Below are 23,127 nucleotides of genomic sequence, written 5' to 3' on the forward strand. Positions count from 1 at the left end.
CTGTCATCAATCTTGCCATCAAATCTGCACTGCCATCCGCGCCCGCGGCAGATAACATGGTGCCGGAAGAAGCGAATGCTACTAGTAGATCTCGAAAGGGAAATGAGCGATGGCAGCTCCCGCAGCAGTTATTATCCTGGCCGCCGGCCAAGGCACCCGCATGAAATCAGCGCTACCGAAAGTGCTCCACGAAATGTGTGGGCGCACCTTGCTCGGGCACGCGATCGTGGCGGCGCGCGGCCTGGAACCGCAAAACGTGGTGGTAGTGGTACGCCATGAACGTGCCCAGGTAGCTAGCCATGCGCTCGCGGTTGACCCGGAGGTCATTATTGCCGACCAAGACGAAGTGAAAGGTACCGGGCGCGCGGTATGGTGCGGTTTAGCCGGGCTGCCGGAAAACATTTCGGGGCCGGTACTCGTAATGGCCGGAGATACCCCGCTACTCACTTCCGATATTTTGGCGGAGCTGTTCGCGCGCCACGGGGAAAACGCGGTTACCGTCCTCACCGCGCAAGTACCGGAAGCTACCGGATATGGGCGGATTGTGCGGGATGCGCAGGGCAAAATATCCGGAATCGTGGAAGAAGTAGATGCAACGCCGCAGCAGCGCACTATCCGCGAGATCAATACCTCTACTTATGTTTTCGACGCCGCTTTCCTGCGCCGCAGTCTCGCCCGCCTCGGCACCGACAACGCCCAGGGGGAGATGTACCTCACGGATGTGGTGGCGCAGGCTTACCGGGAAGGCGCGGGCATTGGTTCGTATATGGCGCCCGATTATCGCACCGTAGAAGGGGCGAACGACCTGGTGCAATTAGCGGCTCTGCGGGCAGATATGCGGCGGCGCATCTTGGAAAAGTGGATGCGGGCCGGGGTGAGCATTATTGACCCGGCAACCACCTGGATTGATGTGCAAGCAGAGCTGGAACCTGATGCGGTGGTGGAGCCCTTCACGATTTTGCGCGGAAATGTACATATCGAGCGGGGGCAACGCGTAGGGCCGGGCGAATACGGGACGCGCGCCAACTAACTGCTAACTGCGGATGCGGTGCGCATTGTGGTGGGGCGGCCAGGCGGATGAATAGTGGCGATGGGCCACGCGGATGAGTAGTAGGCGATGGCACGCGGATGAGCAGGATGAGAAGTAGGCACGCTCCGATTGGCCTGGTATGCGCGGGGCCTGAGCCTAGGTATTATGTTTCGGGTAAGTCCAGGTACGCTCCGGTAAGCTTTAGCGGCGCCCATATAGGTTCGCGGCAAAACTGCTTATTGTAGGGCAAGGTGGGCGCCGCCTGGGTGAAAGTCTTGAAAACTCATAGCTTGAGATTTTCATAGCTTGAAATGCATAAAGCGGGTACCGTTAGAGGGCGCTGGTTTTCGCGTGCCGCGTGAAGAGTTAACCCTACGTTTCGGCTGGTGAGGCCCGGGGTTAACGCAGCTGACATAAAAGTATGCGGGGAAAGGTAAACGGATTCATGGCCACTGGGATACGGATATCGAACGACAAAAGGCTCGTTTTAGTTTCGGGCAGAGCGTTTCCGGAACTAGCGGAGGAGGTAGCTAAAGGTTTAGGGATCAGTCTCCTTCCCACTATCGCGTACGATTTTGCGAACTCGGAAATTTACGTGCGATATGAAGAATCGCTACGCGGCTCTGATGTATTTATTTTGCAGTCCTTCACCGACCCGATTAACAAGTGGTTGATGGAGGCTCTTCTTTTAGTGGACGCGGCGAAGCGCGCCTCGGCCAAACGTATTACCGCGGTCATGCCTTACTATCCGTATGCCCGGCAAGATAAGAAACATAAGGGGCGCGAACCGATTTCGGCGCGCCTCGTGGCCGATATGTTCAAGACGGCCGGTGCGGATCGGATTATGAGCGTGGATCTGCACGCCGCCCAGTCGCAAGGCTTCTTTGATGGTCCGGTAGACCACCTGTGGGCAATGCCGACCTTGGTAAAGTACGTGCGCACGCGGATTGATCCAGAAAACTCGGTTATGGTTTCCCCGGACGCGGGCCGCATCAAGGTGGCAGAACAGTGGGCTGCCCGCCTGGGTGGAGTGCCGCTGGCCTTCGTGCACAAAACCCGGGATATTAGCCGGGCTAATGTGGCGGTGGCTAACCGCGTGGTGGGTGATGTGGCGGGGAAGACGGCGATCATCGTGGACGATATGATCGACACCGCGGGTACCTTGGTCGGCGCAATTAATGTGGTCAAAGAAGCCGGGGCAAAAGAAGTTATTGTGGCTGCTACGCACGGTCTGCTTTCCGGCCCGGCAGTGGAAAGGCTGCAAGCAGCCGGATGCCGTGAAATCATCATTACCAACACGCTTCCGGTTCCGGAAGAAAAACGTTTCGAGGGTTTGACAGTACTTTCAATCGCACCGGTACTAGCCCGGGCGATCGACGAAGTATTCGAGGATGGTTCGGTAACCTCGCTATTCGACGGTGCTTATTAGTAGGTGCTTATTAATAGGTGCTTATTAATAGGTGCTTAATAAGGCGCTTATTAAGCAGCGCCTATTAGGCGGCGCTTATTAAACTGTGCCCGCTGGCAGAGCGGGCCAAGGTAACACGTGCGGTAGGCGCGGCACGGCAGGCTCTTAGATATGATGAGGCAGTGCTACTCGTAAGCGTTTTCGGTATTGGACTTATTGGTGCAATCATTGGTTATCTTTCGGGCGCAGCCTCGGTATTTACCTACCCGGCCCTGCTTATGCTCGGATTTCCGCCGGTGATCGCTAACACTACAAATGTTATTTCAAACATTGGTGGCAGTACCGGAACCACAATTGCGGCTTTTCGGCAAATCCGGCAAGTACGTAGCTACCCGCGGTGGCCCCAATACCTGATTGGGGCAGCGGGAGGCGCGCTCGGAGGCTACCTGCTACTGGTTGCAGACCCGGGCGTTTTTGAAGCTGTTGTACCTTGGCTCGTCCTTTTCTCCGTACTGTCAGTTGTCATCGCCCCGATCTTGCACCGCCTCGGCCGCCGGGTAAATATTGGCACCGGCGCCTTTATGGTGCTCGTCTTTATTGTTGGTATCTACTCGGGATATTTTGGCGCCGCCTCCGCCATCTTGTACATGGCGATGGCCCGGCTCCTTACCAATATGACCACGCGGGAAGCCCTCGTTATGAAAGCACCCGTTACCCTCGGCGCCAACCTGGTTGCTGGGATCTACTACGCCGCGATGGGTGCGGTGGACTACCCGGCCGCCCTAAGCATGATGGCCGGCGGTATCGTGGGCGGATGGATAGGCCCGAAACTCGGCCGGTTCTTCTCCGACCGCGTGATCAATATCCTCATCCTCATTTTCGGCCTAGCCCTCTTCTTCTGGCTACTTTTGCGCTAGGCCGCTCTTACGCTGAGCCGCTCTTACGCTAAGCTGCTCTTGCGCTAAGCCGCTCTTGCACTAAGCCGTTCTTGCACTGAGCCGCTTTTGTGCTGAGCCACCTTTGTACTAAGCCGCTTTTGCGCAGAATTCTGTGCCGCATTCCGTGCGTTTTCTGGTTATGGGTTTTGCCGGGGCATTTCCCGCGAGCCTCGGCCCTGGCGTGGCAGGGCGAAGCCGTCTATAATAGCGGGGTTGCTTCGGCGAGGGAGCGGGAAATCCCGATACTCCGTTATCGACGTAGCAGGCACATTCCTTCGGGCTGGCCTGCGTATGTAAAACGAGGTCAACACGGTAAAAGTATTTCGGTGCCAGCGGGCGGCAAACGCTTTATCGCAGCTTTTTGCCCGGGCACCTGAAACCGAAAGAAGGAATATTTATGGCAATGGAACAGAAGAGCCTCACGGCTCAAGAACGCCAGGAATTTGGTAAGGGCGCTTCCCGCCGGTTGCGCCGCGATGGCCAAACCCCCGCGGTACTTTACGGACACGGTGCCGCTCCGGCCCACCTGACCGTTGATGCACACGATCTCTTCCTCATTGTTAAGGACAACCCGAACGCCCTGCTGAGCGTAACGGTAGAAGGATCCGAATCCGGCAATCTCCTGGCACTGGTCAAGGACATTCAGCGCAACCCGGTTACCCGCCGCATTATTCACGTTGACCTGCAGCGCGTGACGCGCGACGAAAAGGTGGAAGTGGAAGTTCCGGTGGAAGTTGTGGGCGAATCGGCTCCGGGCACGATCCACACCATCGAATTCCTCAACGTGCAGGTTTCAGCTCCGGCTATCGACATTCCGGATTCCGTGATTGCCAACGTGGAAGGCATGGAAGACGGCTCGCAGATCACCGCTGCCGACCTGCAGCACGCAGACGACGTCGAAGTACTGCTCGATCCGGAAGAAGTTGTGGTTTCCGTTATGCGTCCGGAAGTTGATCTGGCGCTTGAAGAAGCCGACGCCGCCGTGGCCGAAGCCCAGGCGGAAGAAGCTCGTGAAGAATCCGAAGAACACGGAGCAACGAACGGCGAGTAAACACTTCGCCACCTGCCCAAGCTTTGCTTCGGCAGGCATAAGGTTATTGTTCGCAGGCCCGCAGAGTTCCCGAATCCGCGTGATCTTGGGGCTCTGCGGGCTTGCCCGCACTGGAAGGTAGGCCAGTATGTACGTCGTCGTTGGGCTCGGAAACCCTGGGCCACGGTACGTAGGCACCCGCCACAATATTGGGCACGACGTCGTGGAATGCTTGGCGCAACGCGCTAGCGGCACGCTTAGCGCGCACCGGCAGACGCGTACCCACCAACTTTCCGTACGTGCCGGGTATGGGCCGGAAGCGCAGCGGGTTATTCTCGCTACTTTAGACACGTATATGAATACTTCGGGCGGGCCCACGGCCGCGCTTTTGCGCTACTATGACTGCTCGCCGGAAAACCTCATCGTTATCCACGATGAACTTGATTTACCGCACGGTACCCTCAAACTGAAGCGCGGCGGGGGCGAAGGCGGGCATAACGGCCTGAAGTCGATTTCTCAAGCTCTGGGCACCAAAAACTATATTCGGTTGCGGTTCGGAATCGGCCGGCCGCCGGGCCGGCAAGACCCTGCCGATTATGTACTCGGCCGCTTTTCGGGCGCGGAGAAAAAGGACCTGGGCACGCTTATTGAGGAAGCGGCGGATGCCGCGGAGGAAGTGGTGCGAAACGGCCTGGAAACGGCCACACTCCACTTGCATACTAAACACCGGTAGCACTAACCCGCCGCCGCTAGGCACCGGCGTTAGCAAGACGCCGATAGCACCCGGAACTCGCAAACCCGGTAACCCTTTAGAAACTCAGTAATCACTGAGGAACCTGGTAAACCTCAGAAAATCTGCAAGCCCCAAAGAACCTGGCAAGGCTCAAGAAACTTAGTAATTCCTAAGGAACCTGGCAAGGCTCAAGAAACTCGGTAAGCACTAGCAAGAAAAACTTAGCAAGCACCTGCTCAGCGAAGGAGAAAAATGGATCTGCGCCCACTGCTCGCGATCCTGGCACAGGATCCGGTGGTCAGCGAGGCAATCAGCTCGCGCGCCAAACAGAAAAATGTGCCCATGCCCCGCGGGGTGATTGCACCGCTGGTGGCTTTGCTTACCGAAACGCCAGATACTACCAAGCTGGGCGCGCGCAAACGGCGCGACGAGCAAAACCAGCACGGCGCGCAAAGCCAGCACGGCGAGCAAAGCCAGCACGGCGAGCGAACTCAAAGTGGCGGCCCGCAAAGCCAAGGTGGCAGCCCGCAAGGCCAAAGTGGCGGCTCGCAAAGCCAAGGTGGCGGCGCGCAAGGGCCAGAAAACTCGCAGCTACAGGTCGTAGTCACGCCCACCGGGCGGGGAGCGGAAGAATTGGCGGGCGCGTTACGGGCTTATTTGCCCGAAGATGCGGTCGAAGTTTTCCCTTCTTGGGAAACCCTCCCGCATGAACGGCTCTCTCCGCGCGCAGATACGGTAGCGCGCCGGATCCTCGTGCAACGCCGCCTCGCCCACCCGGAAGAATTTGCACCTTTGCGGGTATTGCTTATGCCGGTGCGGGCGCTGTTGCAACCGCTTACGGCGGGCCTTGGCGAGCTCGCTCCCGTGCGGGTGCGCCTGGGCGAACAGGTTCGCATGGAAGACATTGAGGCCGGGTTGGCTGCCGCGGCCTACACGCGGGTGGACATGGTGGAGCGGCGCGGCGAGTTCGCGGTGCGGGGCGGCATCCTGGATGTTTTCCCGCCTACCGAAGCCCACCCGTTACGGGTGGAGTTTTTTGGGGACGACGTCGAAGAAATCCGCAGCTTTTCGGTTGCCGATCAGCGATCCATCGCGGAAAAAGGGAGCCTGTATGCCCCGCCCTGCCGGGAAATTTTGCTCACGGACGCAGTGCGCGAACGCGCTAAGCAGCTCCAGGCGGAGCTACCGGGAGCCGTGGATATGCTCGAGAAGATTAGCGAGGGTATCCCGGTAGAAGGCATGGAATCTTTGGCGCCGGCACTGGTAGAAAAAATGGTGCCGGTGGTAGAAACTTTGCCGCCCGATGCCCGCATAATCGTGGCCGAACCGGAAACGGCGGCGCAACGGGCCGAATCGCTACTGCAAACTACCGAAGAATTTATGGAGGCGGCATGGTCGGCCGCAGCGTCCGGCGGCCCGGTACCGGTAGCCGCCCAAGCCGCTAATTTTGCAACCCTGGAAGAAACTGAAGCACAAGCCCGAAAACGCGGCCAGGCCTGGTGGACGGTAGCTGGTTTTACGGCGCCCGAAAATGGGGGAGTGCAGGCCCGCCAGCCACGCAAATTCCTTGGCAAAGTAGATGAGGCCATCGCCGAAATTCGCCGGCTGAGCAAAGCCGGGTGGCGTACCGTGCTGGTGACGCAAGGGGCGGGCCTGGGCCGGCGACTCACCGAACAGCTCGGAGAGGCCGGCGCCCCGGCAAGCTTTAGTGAAGATTTGCCAGCGCGCCTGGAAACCGGGGTGACGCATGTGGCCACGGCGCCCATTGGCGAAGGCTTCATACTTACCGAGCAGCATTTCGCGCTCTTGGCGGCCGCCGATATTACTTCCCGCGGGGGTTCTTCCACGCGGGCCGTGCGCAAGCTGCCCAAACGCCGCAAAACTACCGTGGACCCGCTTTCCTTGCGGCCCGGCGATTTTGTGGTCCATGAACGCCACGGCGTCGGCAAATTTGTGCGCATGGAAAAACGCGCTATCGGAGCCGGGCGTGGCAACCAACGCGAATATTTAGTACTCGAATACGCGCCTTCAAAACGCGGCCAACCCGGCGACCAACTGTGGGTACCCACCGACCAGCTGGACCAGATTAGCCGCTACGCGGGCGGAGAATCGCCAAAACTCAACAAAATGGGAGGTGCGGACTGGGCAAAAACCAAGCAAAAAGCGCGGGCCGCCACCCGGCAGATTGCTTCGGAACTTACCCGTTTGTACGCCCAACGTTTAGCCACCCCCGGGCATGCTTTTTCGCCGGATACGCCGTGGCAACGCGAACTGGAAGACGCATTCGAATACGTAGAAACGCCCGACCAGTTGCACACCATCGAAGAAGTGAAACGGGATATGGAACGGCCCGCGCCGATGGACCGGCTAATTTCCGGGGATGTGGGATACGGAAAAACCGAAATTGCGGTGCGCGCGGCCTTCAAAGCCGTTATGGATAATAAACAGGTCGCGGTTTTGGTGCCAACCACTTTGCTGGTCGATCAGCATCGGGAAACATTCGAAGAACGCTATTCGGGTTTCCCGGTGAAAGTGGCCGCGCTTTCGCGTTTCCAATCGGAGAAAGAATCCGCGCAGGTAATTGCGGGGTTGCGGGACGGCACGATCGACGTCGTAATTGGTACCCACCGCCTGCTTACCGGGAACGTGCGTTTCAAAGATTTGGGTTTGGTGGTTATTGATGAAGAACAACGTTTCGGGGTGGAGCATAAGGAAACCCTGAAACAAATGTATCCGAATGTGGATGTGCTTTCGATGTCTGCCACCCCAATTCCGCGCACGCTGGAAATGGCAGTAACCGGCGTGCGGGAAATGTCTACTTTGGCTACTCCGCCCGAAGAACGCCACCCGATTTTGACGTACGTGGGCGTTTTTGAAAACAAACAGGTGAGCGCCGCGATTCGCCGCGAGTTGCTACGCGATGGCCAGGTTTTCTTTGTGCATAACCGGGTGCAGGATTTGCCGCGGGTGGCGGCGAAAATCCGCGATTTGGTGCCCGAGGCACGCATTGCGATCGCCCACGGGCAAATGGGGGAACGCCAGCTTGAGGAAGTAATCCAGCAGTTCTGGGAACACGAAATCGACGTGCTTTTGTGTACGACGATTGTGGAAACCGGGCTGGATATTGCTAATGCGAACACCCTGATTGTAGATAACGCCGATAAAATGGGGCTTTCGCAGTTGCATCAGTTGCGCGGGCGGGTGGGCCGCGGCCGGGAACGCGCCTATGCGTATTTCTTGTACTCCCCGGACCATACGCTCACCGAAACCGCTTTGGAACGTTTGCGCACCATTGCGTCCAACACCGATTTGGGTGCGGGGATGCAGGTGGCGATGAAAGATCTGGAGATTCGCGGGGCCGGCAATATGCTCGGCGGGCAACAGTCGGGGCATATTGAAGGGGTCGGTTTCGATTTGTACGTGCGCATGGTTTCGGAAGCCGTGGCACGTATTCGCGGGGAAGCCATACCGGAAGACGACGCCGCTGCCGAAGTGCGCATCGAGCTCCCGGTGGAAGCCTATCTGGCGGAAGACTATGTGCCTTCGGAACGTTTGCGCTTGGAAATTTACGGCAAGATCGCCAATGCTCGCGATGATGCCCAGCGGGCGGAAGTTCGCGAAGAAATGATCGACCGGTACGGGGAACTACCCGAAGCCGCCGAAAGACTATTTACCTTGGCACGTTTGCGCGAGTTGGCACGGCGGGCCGGGCTTACCGAAATTACGGTAGCGGGGCGAAACCTGCGGTTCGCTCCCGTGCAGTTACCGGATTCGAAACAGGCGCGTTTGCGCAGGCTCCATCCGCGGGCCCTGCTCAAACCCGCAATTCGCACCCTCTTAGTGCCAATTCCGGATGCGGGTGGAAAGAAGCTCGGGCAAAGCCACCTTCTAGAAGGCGATGCTCTTATCGAATGGGTGGCAGATTTTATCCACAGCATCTTCCTCGCCAGCATCGGCAGTGCACCCGGAGTCAACGACTAGGCGCACTACCAAGGCCTAGGGCGCTGGGTCTTAGCCGCCGTAGACGGCGAGGAATTGTTTGATCCGCGGATCGGCGGAATCGAAGAATCCGGCAGGATCGCCGTCGTAATAGATTTTCCCGTTGAGCAAGAACACGGCGCGATCTGCCACGCGGCGCGCGAAGTTCATATCGTGGGTGACGATAACCATGGACTGGTTTTGCTCCGCGATTTCGCGTAGCACCCGGGAAACTTCTGCCGCCAGTTCCGGATCGAGGGCAGAGGTAGGCTCATCGCACAGCAAATAATCCGGGTTGAGCGCTAAGGCCCGGGCAATAGCCACTCGTTGCTGCTGGCCACCCGAAAGTTGGGCCGGGTAGCGTTCCCCATAGCCGGCTAGCCCCACCCGGCCCAGGAGATCTTCCGCCACTTGGGTTGCTTCCGCTTCGGGGGTGCCATGCAAACGCGGGGAAATCGTCACGTTTTCCAAAACGGTTTTATGCGGGAACAGGTTGAACTGCTGGAACACCATCGTGGTTTTCGCACGAATAGCCGCGATTTGCGCGCGGCTCGCCTTTACTGGGAAGGTGAGCGCGGCGCCGTCGATATCGAGTTTTCCCGCATCCGGCCACTCTAAGAGGTTCACGCACCGCAACAGCGTGGATTTTCCGGAACCGGAAGGCCCCATAATCACCGTGGTTTCTCCGCTTCGGATCTCCAGGCTTACCCCGGCTAGAGCAGTGGTCTTCCCAAAAGTTTTCTGAATGTCTTGGAGATTAATCATTGGTCCTCACTACATAGCGCGATGTGGCCTTTTCAAGCCGGCCCTGGATCCACGTCAAAACCGTGGAAATGACGAGGTAAATGAAGGCTACCTCAACGTACATAATGAGCGGCTCATAGGTACGGGCAGTGATCTGCTGGGCTACCTGGGTTAGATCCGCCAAGGTGATAACCGAAACTAGGGAAGTGCCCTTTACCAGGTCAATGAACTGGTTCATCAAAGTGGGCAGAGCCACCCGCCACAGTTGTGGATAGATGATGTGCCGCAAAGTCTGCCACCGGCTCAGCCGCAAAGAACGAGCCGCTTCCCACTGGCCTTCCGGTACCGAAAGCTGGGCACCGCGAATTGCCTCACCCACATAAGCCCCGGTATTGAGGGACAAAGTAGCTACCCCGGCCGTCCACGGAGAAAGGTAGAGGCCGATAGAAGGCAAACCGAAGAACACGATGAACAGTTGCACCAAAAGCGGGGTGCCGCGGAATATCCACACATAAAACCAGCCGATGGCACGGAAGATCCACAGCTTAGAGAGCCGCAGTTGGGCGGTGATAATACCGAGTACCAAAGCTATCGCGATTGAAATAAGCGAGAGCGGAATGGTGACGGTAACGGTTGCCGAGATGAGTGCGGGGAAAGATTCCACCCACAGCTCGATTGCGCGTTCCATTTTCTACCTTTCGCCGGGAACAAGTTTTGCGGGGCCGCAGTGCTGGGCCGCGGCGAGTACCGCAGTGCCAAACCGTTGGCCGGCACCGCCAGTGCCAGGCCGTGGCCAGTACCGCAGTGCCAAACCGTTGGCCGGCACCGCCAGTGCCGGGCCGCGGTCAGTACGGCAGTGTCGCGCCACGGCCGCAGGTGCGGCCCGGGCCCAGCCGCCGTCGCTACTTAGTTGTTGGCCGCCGGAATATTTTGCGGCGTGTACTTGGCAATGATCTCGTCAAGCGTGCCGTCGTTCTTGATCTGGGTGAGCGCCTCGTTGATTTGGCCGAGCAGCTCTTCGTTACCCTTATTGAGCATGATGGCAGTATCATCTCCAGGTGCACTGGTGATTTCTATCAGACGCAGTTTCGAATCCGGGTGCTTTTCCAAATAGTAAGCCAGCGTGATATCTCCATTGGCAGTGCAATCTGCCCGTCCCTGCTCCACCAGCTGAATCGAATCCGCGAAACCGGAGGTCGGCGTAATCTCTGCCCCTACTGCTCGCACGTTATCGGCATAGTTTGAAGAAGCACTTTGCGCGCATTTCTTCCCAGCTAGGTCAGATTCGGTGTGAATATCAGAATCTTCGCGAACGGCTGCGAAGGCATGCGTAGTGTAATACGGCTGCGTGAAATCATATTTCAGCTTACGTTCCTCGGTGGGGGCCAAATTATTGATCACGATCTCGTAGTTTTTATTATCCAGCCCCGCGATTAGCGACTCCCACGGTGACTCCACATATACCGGGGTACGGCCCAAGTGCGCGGCTACTGCGTCGGCGATCTCCTTTTCAAAACCAACGAGGTCCCCGCTCTCATCGTGATAGCCGTAAGGTGCGAAAGTACCTTCCAAACCAATACGCAAAGTATTACTACTGGCATCGCCGTTTTGATCACCGGAAGCTCCGGTGCCCGCCGCGCCCTGGCCTGAGTTGCCCGAGCAGGCCGTCAAAGCGAGGAGGGCGGCGCCGGCCGCGGCCAAAATCTGCGTTATCTTCCTAGTTTTCATGATGTTTCCTTTACTGATTCTTGTTTCCGGGCGCGAAGCTGCTGGCGAAGCTGAAGCCGTTGGCGAAGCTGAAGCCGCTACTAGCTTTCCGCGCCGGTCTGAATTTGTTTTTCAGCCTTAGCTGGGTTTTCGTTTGCGGTACCGGCAGTTTGCGGCAGCGGGCCGGTTTAGTTTGAGCTAGCGGTCTCGTTTTGTTCCTTGGCAGTGGCCTGCCAATCGGCCGGGGTGTACTTGGCGAGAATCACATCGAAGGTGCCATCCGCAAGGCGATTGGCGATTACCTCGTTGATCTTCTCCCGCAATTCTGGATTCCCCTGCTTGAGCATTACCGCGGTATCGTCATGCGGAACGCTCGGAAGAGGTACTAGCCGCAAGCCCGAATCCGGATGCTGCTGGAGGTAGTAAGCCAAAGTAATACCGGCATGCACGGTGCATTCGGCCCGGCCCTGGCGTACGAGCTCTATCGAACTTGCCAGATCCGTAGCTGGCACCACGGTGCCGCCACTATCCCGCACAATACCCGCGAAATTAGAAGAAGCGGTTTGGGAACAGTTCTTCCCCGCTAGGTCGGTTTCCGCGTGTATATCAGATCCTTCCGGCACGGCTACCCACGTATCCATGGCATAGTAGATGTCCGAAAAGTCGTATTTTTGTTTCCTTTCCGCGGTGGGAACCAGGTTGTTTATAACGACGTCGTAATTATTGGTATCCAGGCCGGCAATGAGAGAATCCCACGGCGATTCGATAAATACGGCTTGCAACCCCAAATCATGCGCAATTACATCGCCTATTTCTTTCTCGAAGCCCACCAATTCTCCATTTTCATCATGGAAACCGAAGGGCGCGAAGTTACCATCCAACCCGATTCGCAATTCTCCTTCCCGTACCGTCAAACCGGCCGGGGAGGCTTCGCTGCTGGTGGCATTAGTGCCACTATCACTGGCCCCTGCTCCGCTGCCCGCCTGCTGCGAACAGCCGGTTAAGGGGAAGAACGCGGCGGCGAGTGCGAGGCCGCCAGCCAAAAAATGTTTCCGCATGTTGTTTTACTCCTTTACGTGTGGAACCCGCGCTACGTGTGGAACCTGCGCTACGTGTGGAACCTTCTACCCGTGCTACGTGTGGAATCCGCGCTACGCCTGTTTCCGGCGGAGCCGCAGCCTGGCTATGCCTGCTTCCGAGCGGCTAGCGCGGTATCGAGGGCGTTGCGCAAGTCCGCCTGCAAATCCGCGATATCTTCAATGCCCACGGAAACCCGGATTAGCTGGTCGGAAATTCCGGCGGCTTCCCGTTCGGCAGGCGTGAGGTCTTCGTGGATTTGCGTGGCGGGATGAGCGATCAGGGTTTCCACCGAGCCGAGGGAAACCGCGTAAGCGATCAGTTCTAACCCGCGCGCAAAATCTTCGTGGCGCAGGCCGGGAGCCAATTCGAAACCGAATACCGAACCAGCACCGGCCGCTTGTGCAGCTTGGATTTCGGCTTCCTGCTTCGAATACCAGCCGGGCACCAATACTCGGCTCACGGCCGGGTGGGAGCTGAGCAGTTCACGCAAAACCGCCGCATTTTCCTGTTGCTTATCCAGGCGCACAGCAAGGGTCTTCAGGCCGCGCAAAATCGAATATGAATCGAAGGGGGAGAGCACATTCCCGAGCGCCTTGGTGGCCCGCTTGTACTTTTCGTAAGCGGCGGCGTCGTTGAGCACAATAAACCCGGCGAGTACATCGGAATGCCCACCGAGGAACTTGGTGGCCGAATAAACCACTACGTCTGCGCCCAGTTCGAGGGGCCGCTGCCACAGCGCGGTGCTAAACGTGTTATCTACTACTAGCTGCGCGCCGACCGCGTGCGCGAGTTTCGCGGCGTGGGCAATATCGGTGACGCGGAAAGTGGGATTGGTAGGTGTTTCAATAAAGACGAGCGTGGTGTTTTCCGGAAGCGCCTCGAGGTTATTGAGATCGCTTTCAAAACTGGCGGTAATGCCGCGGGCAGCGAAGAACTCTTGCACGTACAAGAAAGTGCCGCCGTAAACCGCGGAGGTCAAAACCACGTGGTCGCCGGGTTTGAGCTGGGAGAACACTGTGGAAATTGCGCCCATACCGGTGGCCGTGCCGATCGCGTAGGCCGCCCCTTCCAGGCTTGCCACGGCTCGTTCCGCGCTTTCCCGGGTGGGATTATTGGATCGCTGGTACGCATAGGGGGCCTCGCTGCCATCGGCCGGGAGCCGGTAGCTGGAGCTGAGGTAAATCGGTTCGGCAATTGCCCCGAACTCGTCTTTGTGTGCGGTATGTACCAGCCGGGTGGCGACGCCGCGGCGGGTAGCTGCACTGTTGTGGGTGGCGGCGCTGTTGTGGGTGGCGACGCCGTCGCTTGCTGGCCCGGATGCGGAATTGCCGTTCGCGGTAACTCCGGTGGCAGCAGCAGAAGCAGCAGAATTGGTAGACATAGAGGTACTCCTTGTAGTTGTTCGTAGAATTTTGGTCTAAAAGGAAATTACAGTGGGCCGAAAAATATGGTCAGAAATAGAAATTGACACCCAGAAATAATGAAACCAACCAAAATGACACCGTAATTAGTATCGCGAGGTTGCTACAGAATGGGTTACGCAGAAAGTGGCGTGGCCCGGGCAAATTGCTTAGAGAAGTAACCCGAAACTGCGTGGCCACGGAAATCCAACTGTGGATAACTGTGGATATCTGGTAAGCAGCGCCAGGTTTTTGTGCGCGGCCGGTTTGTTTCCGCTGCCGGTTTCGTGCCGCGGGGGTTCCCTCGGCAGAAAATGCGAACCGGTGCCTAAAAGTTTCTAGGTAAATCGTGCGCTAGGTAAACAGTGCGCGCGGAGAAAACTGAACCAGGCCGGTGTACCGGGTAGCACGCCGGGCTAGACCGCACGGGATCTCAAACGAAAATGCCAATGCAAATTGGTGTAGCGGGAACCGAAAATGCGTACACGGACTATCGGTCACGGACTTGTCGGTCACGCACTACCAATCATCTGGTAACTCTGGATGCGGAGATCTGGGGCGTAAAAACTAGCCACGCATCATACACATACACATCGCGCAGAGGCGCATGGCGAACATGCGCGCGGAGCCAGAAGCAGGCTGGGCGGACATGATAAAGCGCGACGTGATAAACATGAAAGAAACCATATAGTCTCAATGCGGCTTTCTGCAAATCTCTCAGAATGTGAGAAACGCCGAGTAGCTATGTTTGCAAAAATACGCAAGCTGCGGAATATGCCCGATTTGGCCCAAGTGCCTGATTTAGCTGGCGTAATCGGGTGAAGGCGCGTACCGGCAGTGTTTGTAGGCGGTGATGCAGGAAGGTGTTGTAGGAAGGTGTTGCAGGAAGGTGTTGCAGGAAGCCGTGCGGCTTTAAATGTGCGCAGCGTCTCGTGGGGGAATGTGCGCAGTTCCTCATAGGGGAGGGCACAGAAGTCCCGAAATGTGGCTAGCTCTGGCCGAAATCACTAGTAGGAAACGATTTCAAAGGCAATAAACGGCCCGGTTGGGGCGCGAATGGGAGATAATAGCCAAAGCGGAATGATCCGCTAGCCCGAAGATATGGGCTCGCCAACACGTAAGGAGTACCTGTGGCATTCATTGAGGCGGTTAACGCTCGTGAAATTCTCGATTCGCGCGGCAACCCGACGGTTGAAGTTGAAGTAGTTCTGGACGATGGCACCTATAAGCGTGCCTCGGTTCCGTCGGGCGCATCCACCGGTGCCTTCGAGGCCGTAGAAAAGCGCGACGGCGATGATTCGCGCTACGGTGGGAAGGGCGTTGAGCAGGCGGTTGAGGCCGTGAATGAAACGCTCGCGCCGGAAGTTATTGGTATGGACGCTTCTGATCAGCGGGAGCTGGACGCTCTTATGCTCGATCTGGACGGCACGGAAAACAAGGGCAAGCTGGGCGCTAACGCGATCCTGGGTGTTTCCCTGGCTGCTGCACATGCGGCCGCGGAATCCGCAGGGCTGGCTCTCTACCAGTACCTGGGTGGCCCGAACGCTCACATCCTGCCGGTTCCCTGCATGAACATCCTCAACGGTGGTTCGCACGCCGATTCGAATGTGGATATTCAGGAATTCATGATCATGGCTATCGGTGCGCCTACCTTCAAGGAATCGGTGCGCTGGAGCGCCGAGGTTTACCACGCGCTCAAGTCCGTGCTCAAGGGGCGCGGTTTGGCCACCGGCCTGGGCGATGAAGGTGGCTTTGCGCCGAACCTGGATTCGAATGCGGAAGCTTTGGATCTGATCATTGAAGCCATCGAAAAGGCCGGTTACAAGCCGGGCGAAGATATTGCTCTGGGTCTGGATGTGGCCGCTACCGAGTTCTTCAAGGATGGCAAGTACCACTTCGAAGGTGAACAGCTCACCGGTGCGGAAATGGTTTCCTACTACGAAGATCTCATCCAGAAGTACCCGCTCGTTTCTATCGAAGATCCGCTCTCCGAAGACGAATGGGCTGACTGGACCCGGATGGAATCCGAAGTGGGGGACAAGGTGCAGATCGTGGGCGACGACCTCTTCGTCACCAACCCGAAGCGCCTGGCCCGCGGCATCGAGGAGAAGGCAGCTAATGCCCTGCTCGTGAAGGTAAACCAGATCGGCACCTTGACCGAAACCTTCGACGCCGTTGACCTTGCCCACCGCAATGGTTTCCGGACCATGGTTTCGCACCGCTCGGGTGAAACCGAAGACACCACGATTGCCGATCTTTCGGTGGCTGTCGGCTCTGGCCAGATCAAGTCTGGGGCGCCGGCTCGCGGTGAACGCGTCAACAAGTACAACCAGCTGATGCGCATTGAAGACGAACTGGGCGATGCCGCGGTTTACGCGGGCCGCTCCGCCTTCCCGCGCTTCCAGGCATAGGTAGTAGCAATATACGGGCACGGTAGCCCGAAAGGAGGGGGCGGGTCGCCAGATAAGCGACCCGCCCCTCCTACATGCCCGAACATTTGTGTTGCGCATACCGAACATTTGTGTTGCGCCACAAGGTCCAGCAGTACTGTTTGGCAGAAGCCACTAACTTCGCGTGGCTAATTTATGCTCAATGGCGATTAAGGGATTTGGCCGCGGGATACACTCCCGGCCAACCCCTGGTAATGTGCCAATCGGCAGGTTTTGGATATTGAGGTAGCGGCCGGGTGTGCTTTCTTAAGTTTGAAATCAGAATGTGTGGGGAAACGGAGCGGTACGCATGGCCGGATACTCGGAATTATTTAGACGCGCCGATTATGCGTGGTGGGTTTTCGGTGATTCCACGCTCGCGCTGAGCTCCAGCTTGGCGATTGCCAACTCGATGCTTCTCGTTGACGTCTCCGGCGAGCCCGCGCTCGCCGGGTTGCTCGTGGGAGTTATTAACTCGTGCGGCCTGCTCGCGGCATTTTTGGGCGGTGGCCTGGCGGATCGGCGGAGCCGGCGCAAAATAATCGGCTGGTGCATGAACTTTGCGGCCGTGGCCGAGCTGGTGCTGGCAGGGGTGCTCATCGGCATGGAGTTCCTGCACCTTGGCGCTAACGAAGGGCCGGCCCCGGTAGGGGCGCTCGTGGCCTTCGTAGTGCTACTGCTGTGCACCACCTTCGCGGTTGATTTTTCCAGCCCGGCGGAAGATGCCGCGCTGAAAAACATCGTGACTCCCGCGGAATTCCCCCGCGCCATGAGCCTGGCAACCGGGCGTTCGAATGTGCTAAGCATCGCGGGATCGCCGCTGGCCGGGGCGCTCTACGCGTTACATCCGGCCGCTGTGTATTTTGTGCGGTCCGGCGGATTCGCCGGCATGGTGCTAGCACTCCGGAATATCAAACGACATCTGGGGCCGCGCGAAGTGCCACCCGCACGCGAAGATTTGCCCACACCACAAGAGCCATCCGCACACGAAGATTCGGCCGAGTTTGGCCCCGACGTTGCCGATGATCTGCCACCGGATTCGAAGAATGCGCGGGAATCGGTTCCGGGGCGCGGCACAAATCCGCGCGCGCCCCGGAGCCGGCACGGATTTGGCGGATTTGTGTTTTTGAGTTCAAACCCGGTGCTCCGCCGAATCGCGATTGCGGCGCCACTGATTAATCTGGCACTCTTCTTGGCCATGCAAACCACGGTTTTCGCAGGCCGGAGCGGCGGGCAATCCACGCTTACCATCGGCATAATTTATGCAGGTTTTGCCATTGGGGGATTAGCAGGCAGTTTCGTAGCGCCCAAGATTACGGATACGTTCCCGATAGGCCGGGTGGTGCTCTGGGGTTTGAACGGCATGGCCCTGGCGCTCTTGGCATTTTCCTTTGCGGTTGGTAATCCGTGGGCAATGTTCGCCTTGGGCGCGGTAGCGATGCTCCCTTCCGCCGCGGTGAATGGCGGGCTTTTCGGGTACGTTTTTGCGGTTACCCCGGAATCCTTGCAGGGCCGGGTACAGGCCGCTTTCCTAGTGATAGCTGGCCTGGGCAACGTGCTCGCAGCCCCGCTCGCGGGCGGGATCGTGGCCGTAGGATCTGCGTGGTTGCTCAGCGTGGCGGTGCTCCTTACCTCGTTTGCCGCCATAGCCCTCCTCGCTTCCTCCCCGGATTTGCGCGGCCTGGCACGCCTAGAAGACGTATACGAAAGCTGACCACACACTGAAGCTCGCCGCCCGTCCCCGTGCAGGTCTTTTTCGCGTACGGCGCGAGCTGCGTTGATTCTTTTTCGCGCACGGCGCCAGCTGCGTAGATTCTCTTAGCGCACGGCGCCAGCTGCGCAGAGCCTTGTCACGTATAGCGCTAGCTGCGTAGAACCTTGTCGCGCATAGCGCCAGCCGCGCACTTTCTCACGTGTGGCGCGCGGCGAGCACGGTGGGTAAGTATCGCGGCAGTGCTTAGACTGGAGTGTATGAGTTCACGGCGTCCTCCCATACCCCCAGCGCGGCGCGGCCGGCCCCGGGGTGAAAGCGGCGACGCCGAAAACCGGCGGAGCTTACGGGGGTTTTTCCGCGGCGGTAACAAGCGGACTGAAAAAACTTCGAATAGTCGTGAGCAGCGCCCCTTGGCCGCCCCGGTCGCACCTTCGCCTTTGGCAAGTGGCACCCCAAACCGGCTGGGTACTTCCCAAACCGCGCCTTCACCCACGGGTTCTTCACCGGCCGCTTCCGCACCGCCAGGCGCGGCACCGCAGCGAGCCGGGCAGGGCCGGCGTCGGCGGACTGTGGCACGGCAAGTCCGCAACCGGAAAGCAGAAGCGCAAGCTACCCTGGGTGGAAGCACCCAAACCGGCAACCGCGCAGAAAGGCGCTCCGAAACGCGCGGCGCACGCCCGGGTAAGGCACGGCGCGGGCAAAGTACCGCACGCACCGGCCGCGGTAGCCCCAAGAAACCGCAGGGGAAACGCGGGCTTACTTTCGAAAGTGGAAACGGGCCGCGCACAATCTCCCTCCGCCTGATCGCGGTATTCCTATTCGCCGTCCTAGCCCTGATTATTATTACGCCTACTTTTACGCGATATTTGGGGCAGCAGGAGCAATTACGCCAGGTTCGGGCTGAATATGAGGATCTGCAGCAGCGTTCTGCCGATTTGGAAGCACAGCTCGCGCAATGGCAAGATGACGATTACGTGCGCCAGCAAGCTCGGCTCCGGCTCGGCTATGTGGTTCCTGGCGAACGCCTTTACGTCACGCCCGGTTTTTCGGAAGCTACGGCTCAGGAACGGCAGGAAGAAAAGGTGGCGGAAGCCAATCGCACCCGGCGTTCCAAGACCCCGTGGTATATCACCTGGTGGGAGTCTACACAGATTGCTGGGTATGCGAGCGACGGCGAGGTAGATAACCCGAATGACACCCCGCTCCTCGAACCCGCCCCGGCCGCGGAAACTTCCGCTCCCGAAGGAGAAGTCGAAGCCGGAGCAAAGAACGGGGCCGAACCTGCCGGAGCGGGCGAAGCCGGAGCAGAAGGCGAACCCGCACCCGCGGGTGAAGACGCGGCCGCGGAACCTCCCGCCCCGGAAGGATAAGACAATCAGGCGCCCAAACGCCCGGTACCGAGTTAGGCGCCAAAGCGATCCGGTACCGAGCTTGGCACTGAAACGACCCGGCGCCGAGTTTGGCGCCAAAACTATCGGCACCGAGTTAGGTACCAAAACTACCTGCACCGAATAAGGAAAGAGAGAATGCAGTACACGCAAGACGGCGCGGAAATAACTCCGGCCCTGTTGACTTCCATTGCCGCTAATGCGAGCCCCGTGCGCGCGGGTGACCTGGAGGCGATCGCCACGCAACTGGGAAGGGAGCCGCGCGGCGTCGTCGGTATTGGGGCGCGGTGCGCCTGCGGAAAACCGGCGGTGACGATCACTTTGCCGCGCCTGGCTGACGGTTCGCCTTTCCCCACCCTGTTCTATTTGAGCTTGCCGTATGTGGTGCGGGAAATGTCGCGCCTGGAAGCCGATGGCCGGATGGCCGAAATGACCGCCGAACTTACCGAAGATACCGAGCTTGCTACCGCCTACCAGCGCGCCCACGAATCGTATATTGCGCGGCGCGAGGTTTTGGGGCAGGTTCCCGAAATTTCTAATGTTTCTGCCGGGGGAATGCCCACGCGCGTCAAATGTTTGCACGCGCTCGCGGGCTATGCCCTGGCGGTTGGGGAGGGAGTGTGCCCGATTGGGGATCGCGCCCTGGAAATGAGCGGGTGGCAGCCCGATGTGTGCCACTGTGAGGAGGACTAGCGTGCGGGTGGCGGGCATAGATTGCGGCACTAATTCGATTCGTCTCCTGATTGCGGAGGTTCCGGGTGCCGGTGGGGAAGCGTTGCACGACGTCGTCCGTACCATGGAAATCGTGTACCTGGGCCAAGGTGTTGATAAAAACGGGGTGTTTGCGAAGCCGGCATTGGAACGCACTTTGGCGGCCGTGGCAGACTATGCCCGGCAATGCGAAAAGCACGAGGTGGAATCGATTCGGTTTGCGGCAACTTCGGCTACCAGGGACGCGGCAAACCGCGATATTTTCTTGGACGGAGTGGAAAACCTACTCGGGGTACGCCCGCAGGTGCTTACCGGCGAACAAGAAGCCGAAACCTCTTTTAGCGGGGCGCTTTCCGCCCTGGAAACCACTGGGTCTTCCCCGATTTTGGCGATTGATCTAGGGGGTGGTTCCACGGAATTAGTGCTGGGCACCCGCGCCGGGAAAGTGCTGGCCGAATACTCCATGAACGTGGGTTCGGTGCGTATGCGCGAACGGCATTTGCATGAGGATCCTCCCACCCCCGCACAAGTTGCCGCCGCGCGGGCAGACGTGGAACGCGCTCTAGACGAAGCCGAAAAACATGTGGACCTGGGCGCAGCAGCCGAAGTAATCGGCCTGGCCGGCACGGTTACCTCGGTGGCAGCCAAATGGTTGGACTTGGAAACCTATGATTCGGAAAAGATCCACGGTTTGCGGATGCCGATAAGCGCCGTGCGGGACGTATGCGAATGGTATATTTATTCGCCCCGCGCCGAGCGGGAAGCTCTCGGTTTTATGGCGCCCGGGCGGGTGCCGATGATTCCGTCTGGTGCGCTGGTCTGGCAAACCGTGGTGAACCGGATTGCCCAGCGCGTAGCCGCACAGGGCCGCGAACTAGCCGCGGTGCGTATCTCCGAACACGATATTTTAGACGGCCTGGCCTTGTGGGCGGCACGCGAACCCCAAGCCCCGCGCTGCTAGGTGTGCCGTGGCTACGGCACAGAATATGCCGGTGGCCCGGAATGCTTCCTGGAAGCTCCGGGCCACCGGCACTTTGCTAGCAAACCTTGCCAGCAATAACTAGATTGTGTCTATTTGTATCGGATTATTTTGTAACGCTACAGGAAGAAGGGAACAAAGCCGGTAACGCTACCGAGGCTTTCATCCGAGCCGCCTGCCAAGCAATCCGGATTATCTGCCTCGCGTATGTACGATTCTCCACGCACCTTCTTGGAAGGGCGTTGAAACTTCCTGGACTTTTCTTGGGATTCGAAAAATCCGGAAACTCGCCATTTCCCTCTGCGCAGCCGGCTACTCGGAGTGACCACGGCTTGAAACCCGCAGCCGGCTACCCGGCGTGATTCGCAGCTTGCGGCCCGCGGCTGGGAACCCGTGGCTTGGATCCCGCAACTTGGAATCAGGCTTGTAGCTCGCGGCTTTGTGGGCCGCGGCTTGTGGCCGCGGGCCAAGCCACGTTCCGCGTGGTATCGGGGCAGCGCGCCGCCGGTCCTAGCCGCGTTCCTGCGGGTGTACTTCGTGAGTATCGTCCACAATTCCCGGATCCGGATCTGCCAGGTGCAACATATCGTGCTTGCGCCGGTAGTTGACCCGGAGCCGCGTGAGAATCGCGCCGATAATCGCGGAAATGAGGCTGCCCATAAGCACGCCTACGCGAGCATGCGCTTCGTGCGGGTCTGTGGCTGGGAAGGAAAGCGTGGCAATAAGGAGCGATACCGTGAACCCGATACCAGCGATCACTGAAATCGGGATGATATCCCCAAAGTGCAGGTCTTTATCGAGCTGGAGGCGGAAGAGTTTTACGAACAGCCAGGTGCCACCCGCAATCCCAATGAACTTGCCGAGCGGCAGGCCGAGGTAAATACCAATGGCTACCGGGTCGGTTACTAGAGCGCCCAGACCGCCCGAATCAACCACGCTCACGCCGGCCGCGAAGAAGGCGAAGACCGGTACGGCCACCCCGGAGGACCAAAAGTCCATTTTTTCGATGAAGCGGTGGGTGAGCGGCGTCGTCTCCCCCTTCTTCAAACTCGTGGGCACCAGCAAACCGAGCGCCACTGCCGCGATCGTGGCATGCACTCCGGATTGGAAAGTGCAATACCAGGCGAGGATGCCCAGGGGCCACAAATTCCACCAGCGGTTCCAACGTTTGGCGCAAAGGAAGCCGAAGGCGAGCACGGCAAGCACCGCGCCGCCGAGCCACAAGAAATTGATGCCGGAAGAGAAGAAGACGGCGATAACGATAATTCCGCCCAGGTCGTCTGCAACCGCGAGGGTCATGAGGAAGATCTTCGCGGCGGAAGGCATCCCCGTGCCACACAGGGAAAGAATGCCGAGCGCAAAGGCAATATCGGTGGCCACCGGAATTGCCCAACCTTGATAGATATGGGCGCCCGAAATGGCTTGTACCGCGCAGTAGACCAGAATCGGACCGGCCATACCGGTGATTGCGGCCAGCACCGGCAAACTCGCTTTGCGTAGCGAGTTTAGAGAACCGATAGTGAACTCTTCTTTAAGTTCGATGCCCACGGTGAAGAAGAAAATGGCGAGCACGGCGTCTGCCGCCCAGGTGGCGAGGCTGAGGTGAAGACCGAGTGCTTCCGGTCCTACCTCGGTGTTTGCGAGCGCAAAATAAGCTCCGCGCCACGGTGAGTTAGCCCAAATTAGTGCGATGAGTGCGGCAATTACCAATACCAGGCCAGCAAATGCATCATTTTCGAGAGCCTGCCGGTACCGCTTAAAAGGGTTGCGGGAGAGATGCGTGGGCTTAGTACCCGACGCGGGGGCCGCAACCGCGGCAGCGTTTTCTGACGCGTCACGATGTGAACTCATAATTCCC

Annotated in this window: 17 protein-coding genes; 11 read left to right on the forward strand and 6 right to left on the reverse strand. The window is 58.6% G+C overall.

From position 1 onward, the window contains the following. Positions 1 to 109: 109 nt before the first annotated feature. The 6 genes from BLT47_RS03460 (at position 110) to mfd (ending at position 9,120) form a co-directional block, all read left to right on the forward strand. Positions 110 to 1,030 carry a bifunctional UDP-N-acetylglucosamine diphosphorylase/glucosamine-1-phosphate N-acetyltransferase GlmU gene (locus BLT47_RS03460; protein WP_074661634.1) on the forward strand — a complete coding sequence of 307 codons (921 nt, stop codon included), beginning with the start codon at positions 110 to 112 and terminating at the stop codon, positions 1,028 to 1,030. A gap of 445 nt (positions 1,031 to 1,475) precedes the next feature. Next, positions 1,476 to 2,459 carry a ribose-phosphate diphosphokinase gene (locus BLT47_RS03465; protein ID WP_074661637.1) on the forward strand — a complete coding sequence of 328 codons (984 nt, stop codon included), beginning with the start codon at positions 1,476 to 1,478 and terminating at the stop codon, positions 2,457 to 2,459. A 161-nt stretch (positions 2,460 to 2,620) separates the two neighbouring features. Then, entirely contained in the window at positions 2,621 to 3,355 is a 735-nt protein-coding gene (locus BLT47_RS03470) for a sulfite exporter TauE/SafE family protein (protein ID WP_049618988.1), read from the forward strand. Between the two features lie 418 nt (positions 3,356 to 3,773). Beyond that, positions 3,774 to 4,427, forward strand: a complete 654-nt coding sequence (locus BLT47_RS03475) for a 50S ribosomal protein L25/general stress protein Ctc (protein ID WP_049618987.1) — start codon at positions 3,774 to 3,776, stop codon at positions 4,425 to 4,427. Positions 4,428 to 4,554: 127 nt separating this feature from the next. Beyond that, on the forward strand, positions 4,555 to 5,139 hold the full coding sequence (gene pth, locus BLT47_RS03480; protein WP_074661640.1) for an aminoacyl-tRNA hydrolase: 585 nt from the start codon (positions 4,555 to 4,557) through the stop codon (positions 5,137 to 5,139). A 252-nt stretch (positions 5,140 to 5,391) separates the two neighbouring features. Beyond that, the gene (mfd, locus tag BLT47_RS03485) at positions 5,392 to 9,120 is read left to right on the forward strand and encodes a transcription-repair coupling factor (RefSeq protein ID WP_074661643.1); all 3,729 of its coding nucleotides are present in this window, start codon (positions 5,392 to 5,394) and stop codon (positions 9,118 to 9,120) included. A 30-nt stretch (positions 9,121 to 9,150) separates the two neighbouring features. Here the strand turns inward: mfd and BLT47_RS03490 are convergent, their stop codons facing one another. The 5 genes from BLT47_RS03490 to BLT47_RS03510 all read right to left on the reverse strand — a co-directional run bounded on the left by BLT47_RS03490 (position 9,151) and on the right by BLT47_RS03510 (position 14,029). Further along, the gene (locus BLT47_RS03490) at positions 9,151 to 9,882 is read right to left on the reverse strand and encodes an amino acid ABC transporter ATP-binding protein (RefSeq protein WP_074661646.1); all 732 of its coding nucleotides are present in this window, start codon (positions 9,880 to 9,882) and stop codon (positions 9,151 to 9,153) included. Beyond that, entirely contained in the window at positions 9,875 to 10,549 is a 675-nt protein-coding gene (locus BLT47_RS03495; RefSeq protein WP_074661650.1) for an amino acid ABC transporter permease, read from the reverse strand. Before BLT47_RS03495 ends, BLT47_RS03490 begins: the two co-directional genes overlap by 8 nt. Before the next feature lie 218 nt (positions 10,550 to 10,767). Beyond that, complete coding sequence (locus BLT47_RS03500; RefSeq protein ID WP_049618982.1) at positions 10,768 to 11,589, reverse strand: transporter substrate-binding domain-containing protein; 822 nt, start codon at positions 11,587 to 11,589, stop codon at positions 10,768 to 10,770. Positions 11,590 to 11,756: 167 nt separating this feature from the next. Further along, on the reverse strand, positions 11,757 to 12,626 hold the full coding sequence (locus BLT47_RS03505; protein ID WP_074661655.1) for a transporter substrate-binding domain-containing protein: 870 nt from the start codon (positions 12,624 to 12,626) through the stop codon (positions 11,757 to 11,759). A gap of 125 nt (positions 12,627 to 12,751) precedes the next feature. Further along, a complete protein-coding gene (locus BLT47_RS03510) occupies positions 12,752 to 14,029 on the reverse strand; it encodes a trans-sulfuration enzyme family protein (protein ID WP_083330032.1) in 1,278 nt (425 codons plus the stop codon). A gap of 1,149 nt (positions 14,030 to 15,178) precedes the next feature. Here BLT47_RS03510 and eno point away from each other — a divergent pair. From eno to BLT47_RS03535, 5 genes are all read left to right on the forward strand, one after another. Continuing rightward, a complete protein-coding gene (gene eno, locus BLT47_RS03515; protein ID WP_049618981.1) occupies positions 15,179 to 16,459 on the forward strand; it encodes a phosphopyruvate hydratase in 1,281 nt (426 codons plus the stop codon). Positions 16,460 to 16,763: 304 nt separating this feature from the next. Beyond that, positions 16,764 to 18,191 carry an MFS transporter gene (locus tag BLT47_RS03520; RefSeq protein WP_143021756.1) on the forward strand — a complete coding sequence of 476 codons (1,428 nt, stop codon included), beginning with the start codon at positions 16,764 to 16,766 and terminating at the stop codon, positions 18,189 to 18,191. A 410-nt stretch (positions 18,192 to 18,601) separates the two neighbouring features. Beyond that, positions 18,602 to 19,561: an FtsB family cell division protein gene (locus tag BLT47_RS08915; protein ID WP_256332511.1), complete on the forward strand. Its 960-nt coding sequence runs from the start codon at positions 18,602 to 18,604 to the stop codon at positions 19,559 to 19,561. A 156-nt stretch (positions 19,562 to 19,717) separates the two neighbouring features. Next, positions 19,718 to 20,272 carry a DUF501 domain-containing protein gene (locus BLT47_RS03530; protein WP_082159936.1) on the forward strand — a complete coding sequence of 185 codons (555 nt, stop codon included), beginning with the start codon at positions 19,718 to 19,720 and terminating at the stop codon, positions 20,270 to 20,272. A 7-nt stretch (positions 20,273 to 20,279) separates the two neighbouring features. Continuing rightward, positions 20,280 to 21,251: a Ppx/GppA phosphatase family protein gene (locus BLT47_RS03535; RefSeq protein ID WP_320753515.1), complete on the forward strand. Its 972-nt coding sequence runs from the start codon at positions 20,280 to 20,282 to the stop codon at positions 21,249 to 21,251. 528 nt (positions 21,252 to 21,779) lie between these two features. On the opposite strand, the gene nhaA is transcribed toward BLT47_RS03535, so the two are convergent. Beyond that, the gene (gene nhaA, locus BLT47_RS03540; RefSeq protein WP_083330033.1) at positions 21,780 to 23,120 is read right to left on the reverse strand and encodes a Na+/H+ antiporter NhaA; all 1,341 of its coding nucleotides are present in this window, start codon (positions 23,118 to 23,120) and stop codon (positions 21,780 to 21,782) included. Positions 23,121 to 23,127 lie beyond the last annotated feature (7 nt).

It is taken from the genome of Actinobaculum suis, from assembly GCF_900102025.1.
Taxonomy (GTDB): domain Bacteria; phylum Actinomycetota; class Actinomycetes; order Actinomycetales; family Actinomycetaceae; genus Actinobaculum; species Actinobaculum suis.